We start from the raw sequence: 12,710 nt of genomic DNA, 5'->3' as shown, positions 1-12,710 counted from the left end.
TCACCGCCCGCCCGTTCCTCGTCGTGGAGGGGAGCGGGGGCGACCGTCACCGGCGGGGCGGAGTGAGCTTCTCCAAGTCGAGGTTGATCTCGAAGGGCACCGGCCGGGTGAGCGAGCCTCTGAAGATGCCGACGGGTACGTAGGTGGCGGTCGGCTCGTCCAGTTCGTAAACGTGGACGGCGGGCGATCCGTCCTCGTCCTCGACACGCCAGTAGTGCGGGATGCCGGCCTCCGCGTATTTCCGCAGCTTAACCGTGCGGTCCCGGTGCGCGGACTCCGGGGAGACGACCTCGACGGCAAGACGTACCTCGTCCGGTGCGAACCAGGTGCGGTCACCATCGAAGTCGGCCGTCGTCACCACCAGATCCGGCTCGGGCCGATTGCGCTGATCGAGTTTGATGGTCATCTCCCGTCCGACCCTCACATCGGCGGGTGCCTGCTCCATGAGAGCCACGGTGAGCGTCGTGACGAGATGGCCGTGCCACCACCGCTGCGGGGACATCATGAAAACGAGGGCTCCGTCGATCAGCTCGGTGTGGCGCGGTGCTTCCGGGAGGCGGTCCAGGTCGTCCGCGAACCAGCCTTCCGCGCGGGGCGGGCGCATCCAGTCGGGCAGTGCGGTCATGACCCAACCCTAGCGACTCGGCCCGCCCCTCACCCCCGCACGGCCTCCCGGTCCCGCAGTTCCCGCCGCAGGATCTTCCCCGACGCCGCCCGGGGCACCGTCCCGATGAACTCGACCGCCCGGACCTTCTTGTACGGGGCCACCCGCTCCGCGACCCACGCCGTCAGCTCCTCCGCCGTCACCGCCGCCCCGGGCCCCCGCACCACGTAGGCCTTCGGGATCTCGTTGCCGTCGGGGTCCCGGACGCCGATCACCGCCGCGTCCGACACGTCCTCGTGGCCGAGCAGCAGCGCTTCCAGCTCCGCGGGGGCGACCTGGTAGCCCTTGTACTTGATGAGCTCCTTCACGCGGTCGACCACGAAGAGCCAGCCCGCCTCGTCGACCCGGCCGACGTCGCCGGTGTGGACCCAGCCGTCGGGGTCGATCATCGCGGCGGTGGCGTCGGGGCGGCCCAGGTAGCCCTTCATGACCTGGGGGCCCCGGATCAGGATCTCGCCGGGCTCGCCGGGCGGGGCGTCGGCGGTCGGGTCGTCCAGGGACACGATCCGCATCTCGGTGCTCGGGAGCAGCGTGCCGACCGCGCCCGGGGGCGGGTCCTCGGCGGCGAGGGGGACGACGTGCGTGCCCGGGGACAGCTCCGTCATGCCGTACGCCTGGCGGACCGGCGGCAACCCCAGGCGGCGGGAGCACGCGGTGGCCAGGTCCGCGTCCAGGGGGGCGGCGGCGCTGACGATGTACTCCAGCGAGGACAGGTCGTAGCGGTCCACCACCGGGTGCTTCGCGAGGGCCAGCACGATCGGCGGAGCCACGTACAGGCCGTTGATGCGGTGGGTCTCGATCGCCGCCAGGAACTGGGTCAGGTCGAAGCGCGGCAGGACGACGACGGTCGCGCCCAGCCGCAGCGGGGCGTTCATCAGGGCCGTCAGGCCGTAGATGTGGAAGAAGGGCAGGACCGCCAGAATCCGGTGGCCCTCCCCCAACGGCACGAACGGGCCGAGCTGTTCCAGGTTCGTCGCCATCGAGCGGTGCGTCAGCATGACGCCCTTCGGGGCGCCCGTCGTGCCGGAGGAGTACGGGAGTGCCGCGACGTCCTCAGCCGGGTCCACGGCCACCATCGGTTCCGGGGCGGTCGTGGTGAGCATGTCCAGGAGCGAGGTGTGCCCCTCCGCGTGGTCGCAGACGAACACCTCCTCGATGCCGCCCACGAGTTCCGCGGCCCGGCGCGCGACCGCGAGCAGCGGGGACACCGTGACGATCCAGCGCGCGGAGGAGTCGCGGAGCTGCTTCGCGAACTCCTCCGCCGTCGCCAGCGGGTGCACCGGCGTGACCGTGGCGCCCGCCCGGGTCGCCGCGTGGAAGACGGCCGGGTACGCGATGGTGTTCGGGCTGTGCAGGGCGAGCACGTCGCCCTTGACCAGGCCGGCGGCGGCGAGGCCGGCGGCGATTCTTCGGTGGAACGCGTCGAGCTGCGCGTACGTGAGGCGGCTGCTCTCATTCGTCCCGTCGATCAGGGCGACGGTCTCCCCGAACCGCTCGGCGGCGTGCCCGAGCACCGCGTCGTGGATGGCGGCGTCGAGCGGCTGGACGTCGGGGTAATCGCTGCGGAACACGTGCGCCATGGTGGGTCGGTCCCTTCGGTGCGGTGCGGCGGCCTTCGCGTGCGTACCGGCAACTGTGCGCTTCTCAGTACGACTTGGGGAGACCCAGGGTCTGGTGGGATATGTAGTTCAGGATCATTTCCCGGCTGACCGGCGCGATCCGCGCCACCCGCGCCCCCGTGATCAGCGAGGCGAGCCCGTACTCGCGTGTGAGCCCGTTGCCACCCAGCGTGTGCACCGCCTGGTCCACCGCCTTCACGCACGCCTCGCCCGCCGCGTACTTCGCCATGTTCGCCGCCTCGCCCGCGCCGAAGTCGTCGCCCGCGTCGTACAGCCGGGCGGCCTTCTGCATCATCAGGCGGGCCAGTTCGAGTTCGATGTGGGCCTGGGCCAGCGGGTGGGCGATGGCCTGGTGGGCGCCGATGGGCTCCTTCCAGACCTGGCGGGTCTTCGCGTACTCGACCGCCCGGCCGAGCGCGTAACGGCCCATCCCGATACCGAAGGCCGCGGTCATGATGCGCTCCGGGTTCAGCCCCGCGAAGAGCTGGAGCAGCCCCGCGTCCTCATCCCCCACCAGCGCTTCCGCCGGCAGCCGCACGTCGTCCAGGACCAGTTCGAACTGCTTCTCCGGGGCGTGCACCTCCATGTCGATCCGGTTCCGCCGGAAGCCGGGCGTCTCGCGCGGGACGATGAACAGGCACGCCTTGAGCTTCCCGGTCCTCGCGTCCTCCGTGCGGCCGACGATCAGCGTGGCGTCCGCGATGTCGACGCCCGAGACGAACACCTTGCGGCCGGTGAGCAGCCAGTCCCCGCCGTCCCGGCGCGCCGTGGTCGTGATGCGGTGCGAGTTGGAACCGGCGTCCGGCTCGGTGATGCCGAACGCCATGGTGAGGGAGCCGTCGGCGAGGCCGGGGAGCCACTGCCGCTTCTGCTCGTCCGTGCCGAAGCGCGCGATCACCGTGCCGCAGATCGCGGGCGACACGATCATCATCAGGAGCGGGGAGCCGGAGGCGCCCAGCTCTTCGAGCACGATGGACAGCTCCGCCATGCCGGCGCCGCCGCCCCCGTACTCCTCGGGGAGGTTCACGCCCAGGAAGCCCGCCTTCGCGGCCTCCGCCCACAGTTCGCGGGGGTGGCCGCCCTCGCTGACGAGGGACGTCATGTACTCCCGCCCGTACCGCTTCCCGAGGGCGGCGACGGCGGCGCGCAGGGCCTGGTGCTCTTCGGTTTCGAGGACGGTGCTCGTGCTCATGCGGGCTGCTCCTCAGCGGGGTCGGTGACTACGGCGAGCAGGGCGCCGACCTCCACCTGGAGGCCGGGCGCGGCGTGCAGGGCGGTGAGCGTGCCGGAGGCGGGGGCGAGGATGCGGTGCTCCATCTTCATCGCCTCCAGCCAGATCAGCGGCTGCCCGGCGACCACGGCGGCCCCCTCCGCGAGCCCGTCCGCGAGGCGGACCACCGTGCCGGGCATGGGGGCGAGCAGGGAGCCGGGCTCGGTGCGGTCGGCCGGGTCGGTGAAGCGGGGCAGGGCGGTGAAGGTGTGCGCGCCGGATGCGGTGTCCACGTACGCCTTGGTGTCGTGGACGGTCACGTGGAAGGTCCGCGTCACCCCGTCGGTCTCCAGCGTGACGCGGCCGGGCGCGGCGGCCACGACGCGGACGCCGTCCTCGGGGACGGACAGCCCGTCGCGGCCGGAGCGGTACCTGATCTCGTGCTCGACGCCGTCCGGCTCGCTGCGGTAGCCCCGGGCCTGGGACCGGGAAGGCAGGTTCCGCCAGGCGCCGAAGCGGGCGACGCCACCCGCCCCCGTACCCCGCGCCGCCTCCGCCAGGGCTGCCGCGGTGGCCGCGAGCCGGACCGCCGCCTCGTCCGCCGGAGCCGTCAGTTCCGGCAGGTGCCGGTCGTAGAACCCGGTGTCCGGCCGCCCGCCCACGAAGTCCGGATGCCGCAACGACCGGACGAGCAGGTCCCGGTTGGTCACCGGCCCGTGGACGCGCGCCCGCTCCAGCGCGCGGGCGAGCAGCCGCACCGCCTCGGTCCGAGTCGGCGCCCGGGCGATCACCTTGGCGATCATCGGGTCGTAGTGCACGCCGATCGTGTCGCCGCCCGTGTACCCGGTGTCGAGGCGCACCCCCGGCTCCTCCGGCACGTCCAGCGAGAGCAGTGCTCCGGTCTGCGGCTGCCAGTCCCGCGCCGGGTCCTCCGCGTACAGCCGGGCCTCCACGGCGTGCCCGGCCGGCGCCGGGGGCCCGTCGGCGGGCAGCGGCTCGCCCTCGGCGATCCGGAGCTGGAGCGCGACGAGGTCGAGCCCGAACACCTCCTCGGTGACCGGGTGCTCCACCTGGAGGCGCGTGTTCATCTCCAGGAAGTACGGCCGCCCGTCCGCGGCGACCAGGAACTCCACGGTCCCGGCCCCCCGGTACCCCACGGCCCGGGCGGCGGCCACCGCCGCGTCGTGCAGCCGCCCCCGCAGCTCGTCCGGCAGACCCGGCGCCGGGGCCTCCTCGATGACCTTCTGGTGCCGGCGCTGGAGCGAGCAGTCCCGGGTCCCGAGCGCCCACACCCCGTCGTGCTCGTCCGCCATGACCTGGACCTCGACGTGCCGGCCGCGCTCCACGTACGGCTCGGCGAACACCTCGCCGTCCCCGAACGCGGACAGCGCCTCGGCCCCGGCGGCGGTCAGCTCGCCCGGCAGGTCCACGAGTTCCCGGACGATCCGCATCCCGCGCCCCCCGCCGCCGGCCGCCGCCTTCAGCAGCAGCGGCAGGTCCTCGGCGGTCGCGGCGGCCGGGTCCACCGGCGCGAGCAGCGGCACCCCGGCGGCGCCCATCAGCTCCTTGGCGCGGGTCTTCGACGCCATCAGCTCGATCGCCTTGACGGGCGGCCCGATCCACCGCAGCCCGGCGTCCTGCACGGCGGCGGCGAAGCCCGCGTTCTCGGAGAGGAACCCGTACCCGGGGTGCACGGCGTCCGCCCCGGCCGCGCGCGCGGCGGCCACCACCAGATCGCCGCGCAGATACGTATCGGCGGGGGCCGCGCCCGGCAGCCGCACGGCGGTGTCGGCCTCCCGGACGTGCAGCGCACCGGCGTCCGCGTCCGAGTACACGGCGACGGTGGCGATGCCGAGCGCCCGGCAGGTGCGGAAGATCCGGCAGGCGATCTCGCCGCGGTTGGCCACGAGCAGACTGGTGATCACTTCACTCCTCACATCCGGAAGACGCCGAAGCCGCCGCGGGCGCCCTCGACCGGTGCGGTGTGGATGGCGGACAGGCACAGGCCGAGCACGGTCCGGGTGTCGCGCGGGTCGATCACCCCGTCGTCGTACAGCCGCCCGGACAGGAACATCGGCAGCGATTCGGACTCGATCTGCTGCTCGACCATCGCGCGCAGGGCGGCGTCCGCCTCGTCGTCGTACGGGCGGCCCTTCGCGGCGGCCGAGGCCCGGGCGACGATGGAGAGCACCCCGGCCAGCTGCTGCGGGCCCATGACGGCGGACTTGCTGCCCGGCCAGGCGAAGAGGAAGCGCGGGTCGTACGCCCTGCCGCACATCCCGTAGTGCCCGGCGCCGTACGAGGCGCCCATCAGGACCGACAGGTGCGGGACCTTCGAGTTCGAGACGGCGTTGATCATCATCGCGCCGTGCTTGATGATGCCGCCCTGCTCGTACTCCTTGCCGACCATGTAGCCGGTCGTGTTGTGCAGGAAGAGCAGCGGGATGTCGCGCTGGTTGGCGAGCTGGATGAACTGCGCGGCCTTCTGCGACTCCTCGCTGAACAGCACGCCCTGGGCGTTGGCGAGGATGCCGACCGGATAGCCGTGCAGCCGCGCCCAGCCGGTGACCAGGCTCGTGCCGTACAGCGGTTTGAACGCGTCGAAGTCCGAGCCGTCGACCAGCCGGGCGATCACCTCGCGCGGGTCGAACGGCACCTTCAGATCACCGGGCACGATCCCGATCAGCTCGTCCTCGTCGTACTTCGGCGGCTCGGCGGGCCCCGGATCGGCGTGCGCCTTGCGCCAGTTGAGGCGGGCGACGATGCGGCGGGCCTGGCGCAGGGCGTCGTGCTCGTCCACGGCGAAGTGGTCGGCGAGCCCGGACGTACGGGCGTGCATCGCGGCGCCGCCGAGCGATTCGTCGTCGCTCTCCTCGCCGGTCGCCATCTTGACCAGGGGCGGTCCGCCGAGGAAGACCTTCGAGCGTTCCTGGATCATGACCGTGTGGTCGGACATGCCGGGGACGTACGCGCCGCCGGCGGTCGAGTTGCCGAAGACCACGGCCACGGTCGGGATGCCGGCGGCGGAGAGCCGGGTGAGGTCGCGGAAGAGCGCGCCGCCCGGGATGAATATCTCCTTCTGCGACGGGAGGTCGGCGCCGCCGGACTCGACCAGGCTGATGACCGGCAGCCGGTTGGCGAAGGCGATCTCGTTCGCGCGCAGGGCCTTCTTCAGCGTCCACGGGTTCGACGCCCCGCCGCGCACGGTCGGGTCGTTGGCGGTGATCAGGCACTCGACGCCCGCCACCACCCCGATCCCGGTGACGAGCGACGCGCCGACCGCGTACTCGCTGCCCCAGGCGGCCAGCGGTGACAGCTCCAGGAACGGCGTGTCCGGGTCGACGAGCAGCTCGACGCGCTCCCGGGCCAGCAGCTTGCCGCGCTTGCGGTGCCGCTCGGTGTACTTCTCGCCGCCGCCCTCCAGCGCCTTGGCGTGCGCGGCCTCCAGCTCGGCCAGCTTGTCGAGCATGGCTGCCCGGTTGGCCGCGTAGTCGGGGCTCGCGGTGTCGAGCCCGGTGGGCAGGACGGTCATGCGGGCACCTCCAGAAGGGTCACGGGTATCTCCAGGCAGCGGGCGCGCAGCCACTCCCCCAGCGCTTTGGCCTGCGGGTCGAACCGGTGCTGCGCGGCGACGCCTTCGCCGAGCAGCCCGTGCACGGTGAAGTTCAGCGCCCGGAGGTTGGGCAGGACATGGCGTACGACAGTGAGCCCGTCGGTCTCCGGGAGGAGCGCGCGGAAGCGGTCGACGGTCAGCTCGTGCGCCAGCCACCGCCAGGCGTCCTCGTCCCGGACCCACACCCCGACGTTGGCGTCCCCGCCCTTGTCGCCGCTCCGGGCCCCGGCGACCCGGCCGAGGGGGGCGCGGCGGGTCTCCCCCGGCTCCAACGGGTCCGGCAGCGGGGGCTGTTCGACCTCGCGGAGCTCCAGCGTCCGCACGGGGTGGTCAACCGTGTGGCGCGTCCCGTCGGGCAGTACGGCGATGTGCTCCACGTCCTGCGCCGGTACGTGCCGCGCCTCGAACACCCCGTACGGCGCGCCCTTCCCGGGCGGGGCGGTGACGTGGAAGCCGGGGTAGCTGCCGAGGGCCAGCTCGATCGCCGCACCCGACAACGCCCGCCCCACGGCGTCCTGTTCGCGGTCCCGGACCACCAGCCGGAGCAGGGCGCTCGCGGTCTCCTCGGTGTCGGCGTCGGCCCTGTCCGTACGGGCCAGCTCCCAGCGCACCTCCTCCGGCCGGCGCCCGGCGCGCGCGAAGGCGTCCGCGAACTGGTCCTGGACGAGCGCCGCCTTGGCCTCGATGTCCAGACCGGTGAGCACGAAGACGACCTCGTTGCGCCAGCCGCCGAGCCGGGTCAGCCCGGCCTTCAGCGTGGGGGGCGGGGCCTCGCCGCGTACGCCGGTGACCGCGACCCGGTCCGGCCCGTCCTGCGCCAGCCGTACGGTGTCGAGCCGCGCGGTGACGTCGGGGCCCGCGTACCGGGCGCCGCCGGTCTCGTACAGGAGCTGGGCGGTGACGGTGCCGAGGTCCACGACGCCTCCGGTGCCGTCGTGCTTGGTGATCACGGAGCTGCCGTCCGCGTGGATCTCCGCCACCGGGAAGCCGGGGCGGCGGACGTCGTGGTCGCGGAAGAAGGCGTAGTTGCCGCCCGTGGCCTGCGTCCCGCACTCCAGGACGTGCCCGGCGACGACGGCTCCGGCGAGCGCGTCGTGGTCCTCTGGCCCCCAGCCGAAATGGGCGGCGGCTGGGCCGGTGACGAGGGCGGCGTCCGTCACCCGGCCGGTGACGACGACCTCGGCACCGGCCCGCAGGCACGCCGCGATGCCTGCTCCCCCAAGGTACGCGTTGGCGGTCAGGTAACCGTCCGGTACGGGGATGTCGTCGCCCTCCACGTGCGCCACCCGCACCGGCACCCCGGCCTTCTCGGCCAGCTCCCGGATCGCGTCGGCGAGCCCGGCCGGGTTGAGGCCGCCCGCGTTGGCGACGATCCGCACCCCGCGCTCGCGGGCCAGCCCGAGCCCTTCCTCCAGCTGCCGCAGGAACGTGGTGGCGTAGCCGCGCGACGGGTCCTTGAGGCGGCTGCGGCCGAGGATGAGCATCGTCAGCTCGGCGAGGTAGTCCCCGGTGAGGACGTCGAGCGGGCCGCCGGTGAGCATCTCGCGCAGGGCGTCGAAGCGGTCGCCGTAGAACCCGGAGGCGTTGCCGACGCGGAGGGGGGAGGGGACTTCCGCCGCCCGGGTCATCGCTCCCCCTTCGGTGCCCGCCCCGCCCCCGCGGGACCCGCGAAGGCCTGCGCGATCGACAGCCAGGCGTCCGCGTCCGCCCCCTGCGCCCGCACCGCCAGGTCGTCGCGGTGGGCGCGCTGCGTGACGAGCAGGCAGAAGTCGTGCAGCGGCCCGGTGACCCGCTGGGCGGCGTCCTCGGGGCCGTACGCGATCAGCTCCCCGCCGGGCGCGGCGAGCTCCACCCGGAACTCCTCGGCGGGCGGTTGCTTGCCCCGTACGAAGAAGGCGTAGTCGCGGGCCCGGACCCCGATCCGGGCCACGTGCCGCAGCCGGGCGGTGGGGGTGCGGGTGACCCCGAGGGCGTCGGCGACGTCCTGGCCGTGGGCCCAGGTCTCCATGAGCCGCCCGGTCGCCATGGAGGCGACGCTCATCGGCGGCCCGTACCAGGGGAACTTCGTCCCGGCGGGCGCCGCGCGCAGGGCCTCCTGCAAGCGCTCGCGCCCCTCCCGCCAGCGGACGAGCAGCGCGTCCGGCGGGTACGCGGCGACGATCTCGTCGGCGGCCCGGTCCACGAAGCCCTCCGGGTCCGCCATGGCCCGGGCCACCTCGTCCCCGAAGCGGCCCGGGTCGGTGACGGAGATCAGCGCGACGTCGTCGGTCCAGCTCAGGTGGGCGATCTGATGGGCGAGGGTCCACCCCTCGGCCGGGGTCTCCCCCGCCCACTGTCTCGCGGTCGCCCCGGCGGCGAGCAGGTCGAGCTCCAGGCTCTCGCTGCGCAGATCGTCCAGCACGGCTGAGGCATCGGACACGGTGCGCTCCCCTCGGGGCGTGACGGCGTGCCCGGGAGCCTGCCAGGGGAGCGTAAAACAATCAAGCATGCTTGCATGATTTTTTTACGAGCGGAGCCGGGCGGTGCCCCCCGGCTCCCCTTCTACTCCCGCCCCACCATCTTCGCGGTGGTGCTCGCACCGTCCAGCGCCTCACGGATGATGTCGGCGTGGCCGCTGTGGTGGGCCGTCTCGCGGAAGATGTGCCACAGGACGTGGCGGACGGTCCAGCGGACCGGCTCGGGAGGCGACCAGGGGTAGGTGGGCAGCACGATCTCGCGATCGAGGTCGGGTTCCTCCCGCACGACGCGGTCGAACGCGGCCGCCATCGCGTGGAAGGTCTCCAGCAGTTCCGGCAGGGCCTCGGACGCGGTCATCCGGGCGTTGTCCGGATCGAGGTCGCTCCACTCGACCCTGGCCGGAGCGGTGCCGTCGATCACGGCGAGCCAGATGCGGTGCATCGAACCGAGGTGCTTGAGGATGCCCCCGAGGGTCAGCTCACTCACCGTCGTACGGGTCCGCGCCTGGTCGTCGTCGATCTTGTCGAGGGTGTAGAGGAAGTTGGTGCGCTGGTCGTCCATGAGCGCGAGAAGGTCGTCGCGTTCCGTCATGTGGCCCTCCAAGTAGGTTGCTGTCAGCCTATGTTGGGAGGGCCGGAGCGTTCGGGAGCGTGGTGGGCGGTCTCGAAATACGCCGCGCTCTCCTCGTCCGCCGGGTAGTACAGCTCGATCGCGATCTCGTCCAGCGTGATGTCCATCGGGGTGCCGAAGGTGGTGATGGTCGAGAACATCCGCACCTCGCGGCCGCCGAGCCGCAGGATCATCGGGATCACGACGTCGGACCCGGCGGCGATCGACGCGCCTTCCGTCCCGTCCCCGCCGGACGCCAGCAGCTCGTCGTACAGGGCGGCGAGACGGGCGTCGGGGGCGGCGGCGAGCTGACGGCCGACGCGGGCCCGGAACACCGTCCGCACGTCGGCGAGGTTGACGACCAGGGGCGCGAAGCCGCGCGGGTCCAGGCCCAGGCGCACGAGGTTGACCGGGGGGCGCAGCAGCTCGGGGGCGACGCCCGCGAAGAACGGCTCGACGGCCCGGTTGGCGCGCACGATGTCCCAGTGCCGGTCGAAGGCCACCGCCGGATACGGCTCATGCGCCCGCAGGACCCGCTCGACCGCCTCCCGGGCCGCGTCCAGCGCACCGTGGCTCAGGGAGCGCTCCGCGTACCGGGGCGCGAAGCCGGCCGCGAGGAGCAGCCGGTTGCGCTCGCGCAGGGGGACGTCCAGGTGCTCCGCCAGCCGGAGGACCATGCCGGCGCTGGGGTGCGACTTGCCGGTCTCGACGAGGCTGACGTGCCGGGGCGAGACGTCGGCCGCGAGCGCCAGGTCGAGCTGGCTGACGCCCCGGCGGTGGCGCCAGTGCCGCAGGAGTTCACCGACTGTCCGCACGAGCGCCGACCGTACCCGCCGCCGGGGCCGCCCGCCATGACATGGCATTTCATCGACAGCCGGGGCGGCGGCGGAAAGCATGGGCCGCATGAGCGAAGAGAACAAGGACATCGTGGGGCGGGCCCTGGCCACCCTGCTCGAATCCGGCAGCACCGAAGCCCTCGCCCCGTTCCTCGGCGACGGCTTCATCCACCACCGGCCCGACGGAACCTCGTCGGACAAGGCGGAGTGGCTGGCCGCCGTGGCGGCGGCGCTCGGCCCGACCGCCGGGATCGAGGTCGGGATCGATCACCTGCTGGCCGACGGCGACCACGTCGTGGTGCACTCGCGGCGCCGCCTCCCCGACGGCGGCCCGGAGATCGTGGTGGTCGACATCTGGCGCGTCGAGGAGGGGCTGATCGCGGAGGGCTGGGAGATCATCGAGCCGGTGGCGCGGGCTGCCGCGAACCTGACGTGGTGGGCTCCGGACGGGGGCTGACCGCGCCGGCCCCCTCACCGCTTCGCGACGCCCCGCACCTGGCTCCGTACCGCCCCCATGCTCGCGCCGATGACCAGCGCGATGGCGAGGGCGTCCGTGGCCGACAGGGCCTGGTGGAGGATGAGGAAGCCGGCCAGGGCGGCGATCGCGGGTTCCAGGCTCATCAGGATGGCGAAGGTGGGCGCGGGCAGGCGGCGCAGGGCGATGAGCTCCAGGGTGTACGGGAGTACGGAGCTGAGGACCGCGACGGCCGCGCCGAGCGCGAGCGTCGTGGGGTCGAGGAGCTTGGTGCCCGCGTCCATGAAGCCGAGGGGGAGCGAGAGGAGGGCGGCGACCACCATCGCCAGGGCGAGGCCGTCGGCCTGCGGGAAGCGGCGCCCGGTGCGGGCGCTGAAGACGATGTACGCCGCCCACATCGCCCCGGCCCCCAGCGCGTAGGCGGCGCCCACCGGGTCGAGCCGGTCGAAGCCCCCGCCGCTGAGCAGGACGACGCCGCCCAGCGCGAGGGCCGCCCAGACGACGTTGACCAGGCGGCGCGAGGCGATCACGGACAGGGCGAGCGGGCCGAGCACTTCGAGGGTGACGGCGGCGCCGAGCGGGATGCGGTCGACGGCCTGATAGAACAGCGTGTTCATGGCGCCCATGGCGACGCCGAAGGCGACCACGGTGCCCCAGTCCGCGCGCGAGTGGCCGCGCACCGTGGGCCGGCAGACGACGAGCAGGACGAGCGCGGCGGCGGCGAGCCGCAGCGTGACGACCCCGAGCGCCCCGGCCCGGGGCATCAGCAGCACCGCGATGGCGGCGCCGAACTGCACGGACAGCCCGCCCGCGACGACCAGCGCGACCGGGGCGAGCGCGGCTCGTCGCGCCCCGCCCCGCTTCCCCTCACCGAGCGCCGGGGAGGCGACCGCCTCCGGCACGGCGACGGCGGCGGCTGCGGCCGGTTCTGCGGCGGTGGTCTGCTCGTTCACCCGGGGCCTGTCCTTCTGCGTCCTGAAGATCGACAGTACATTGCATTGCACTGCCGAATATACGGTACTGCACTTTCTCGATGCAGCCCCCCACCCACCGTACGAACCCCGCGTACGTCCCCCGCAAGGGCGGCTTCTCGGCAGGCGGTCAGAAATTGACAAGTTGAAAACAGAAACAGAACAGAGGTCACCACAAGTTCTTCCCAACTGGTTCCTCAATTCTCATATAGTGACGGGGACTTACCTGTGAATCAGCTGTTCCAGTTGTCCCGCT

At 73.1% G+C, this 12,710-nt stretch carries 11 protein-coding genes; 1 reads left to right on the top strand and 10 read right to left on the bottom strand.

All coding sequences use genetic code 11. The annotated features are described in order from the left end of the window. Nucleotides 1-46: 46 nt before the first annotated feature. The 9 genes from ACFUJY_RS11345 to ACFUJY_RS11305 form a co-directional block, all read right to left on the bottom strand. Entirely contained in the window at nt 47-625 is a 579-nt protein-coding gene (locus tag ACFUJY_RS11345) for a Uma2 family endonuclease (RefSeq protein WP_383297677.1), read from the bottom strand. A 29-nt stretch (nt 626-654) separates the two neighbouring features. Further along, a complete protein-coding gene (locus ACFUJY_RS11340; protein ID WP_383297675.1) occupies nt 655-2,244 on the bottom strand; it encodes an AMP-binding protein in 1,590 nt (529 codons plus the stop codon). A gap of 64 nt (nt 2,245-2,308) precedes the next feature. Next, on the bottom strand, nt 2,309-3,475 hold the full coding sequence (locus ACFUJY_RS11335) for an acyl-CoA dehydrogenase family protein (protein WP_383297674.1): 1,167 nt from the start codon (nt 3,473-3,475) through the stop codon (nt 2,309-2,311). Continuing rightward, nucleotides 3,472-5,418, bottom strand: coding sequence for a biotin carboxylase N-terminal domain-containing protein (locus ACFUJY_RS11330; protein ID WP_383297672.1), 1,947 nt, complete (start codon nt 5,416-5,418; stop codon nt 3,472-3,474). Before ACFUJY_RS11330 ends, ACFUJY_RS11335 begins: the two co-directional genes overlap by 4 nt. Before the next feature lie 8 nt (nt 5,419-5,426). Next, nucleotides 5,427-7,025, bottom strand: coding sequence for an acyl-CoA carboxylase subunit beta (locus ACFUJY_RS11325; RefSeq protein ID WP_383297670.1), 1,599 nt, complete (start codon nt 7,023-7,025; stop codon nt 5,427-5,429). Continuing rightward, nucleotides 7,022-8,734 (bottom strand): acyclic terpene utilization AtuA family protein, encoded by a 1,713-nt coding sequence (locus ACFUJY_RS11320; RefSeq protein WP_383297669.1) that lies wholly within the window; start codon nt 8,732-8,734, stop codon nt 7,022-7,024. The genes ACFUJY_RS11325 and ACFUJY_RS11320 overlap by 4 nt, the downstream gene beginning before the upstream one ends. After that, a complete protein-coding gene (locus ACFUJY_RS11315; RefSeq protein ID WP_383297667.1) occupies nt 8,731-9,525 on the bottom strand; it encodes a TIGR03084 family metal-binding protein in 795 nt (264 codons plus the stop codon). Before ACFUJY_RS11315 ends, ACFUJY_RS11320 begins: the two co-directional genes overlap by 4 nt. A 122-nt stretch (nt 9,526-9,647) precedes the next feature. Further along, nucleotides 9,648-10,154, bottom strand: coding sequence for a DinB family protein (locus ACFUJY_RS11310; RefSeq protein WP_383297666.1), 507 nt, complete (start codon nt 10,152-10,154; stop codon nt 9,648-9,650). Between the two features lie 23 nt (nt 10,155-10,177). Continuing rightward, nucleotides 10,178-10,987 carry a helix-turn-helix domain-containing protein gene (locus ACFUJY_RS11305; protein ID WP_383297664.1) on the bottom strand — a complete coding sequence of 270 codons (810 nt, stop codon included), beginning with the start codon at nt 10,985-10,987 and terminating at the stop codon, nt 10,178-10,180. 88 nt (nt 10,988-11,075) lie between these two features. On the opposite strand from ACFUJY_RS11305, the gene ACFUJY_RS11300 reads away from it, so the two are divergent. Next, complete coding sequence (locus ACFUJY_RS11300) at nt 11,076-11,465, top strand: nuclear transport factor 2 family protein (RefSeq protein ID WP_383297662.1); 390 nt, start codon at nt 11,076-11,078, stop codon at nt 11,463-11,465. Nucleotides 11,466-11,479: 14 nt separating this feature from the next. Here the strand turns inward: ACFUJY_RS11300 and ACFUJY_RS11295 are convergent, their stop codons facing one another. After that, nucleotides 11,480-12,436, bottom strand: coding sequence for a DMT family transporter (locus ACFUJY_RS11295; protein WP_383297661.1), 957 nt, complete (start codon nt 12,434-12,436; stop codon nt 11,480-11,482). Nucleotides 12,437-12,710: the final 274 nt, after the last annotated feature.

The sequence above is a fragment of the Streptomyces sp. NPDC057249 genome (assembly GCF_042669245.1).
In the GTDB taxonomy this organism is placed as follows: Bacteria; Actinomycetota; Actinomycetes; order Streptomycetales; family Streptomycetaceae; genus Streptomyces.
The sequence above is the reverse complement of the archived record's forward strand: the minus strand, read 5'-3'. Positions and strand labels throughout refer to the sequence as shown.

Bases quoted from the DNA above. Each gene is read 5' to 3' on its own strand.
- ACFUJY_RS11340 (WP_383297675.1), bottom strand. From the start codon at position 2,244: ATGGCGCACGTGTTCCGCAGCGATTACCCCGACGTCCAGCCGCTCGAC.
- ACFUJY_RS11310 (WP_383297666.1), bottom strand. From the start codon at position 10,154: ATGACGGAACGCGACGACCTTCTCGCGCTCATGGACGACCAGCGCACC.
- ACFUJY_RS11345 (WP_383297677.1), bottom strand. From the start codon at position 625: ATGACCGCACTGCCCGACTGGATGCGCCCGCCCCGCGCGGAAGGCTGG.
- ACFUJY_RS11335 (WP_383297674.1), bottom strand. From the start codon at position 3,475: ATGAGCACGAGCACCGTCCTCGAAACCGAAGAGCACCAGGCCCTGCGC.
- ACFUJY_RS11300 (WP_383297662.1), top strand. From the start codon at position 11,076: ATGAGCGAAGAGAACAAGGACATCGTGGGGCGGGCCCTGGCCACCCTG.
- ACFUJY_RS11325 (WP_383297670.1), bottom strand. From the start codon at position 7,025: ATGACCGTCCTGCCCACCGGGCTCGACACCGCGAGCCCCGACTACGCG.
- ACFUJY_RS11320 (WP_383297669.1), bottom strand. From the start codon at position 8,734: ATGACCCGGGCGGCGGAAGTCCCCTCCCCCCTCCGCGTCGGCAACGCC.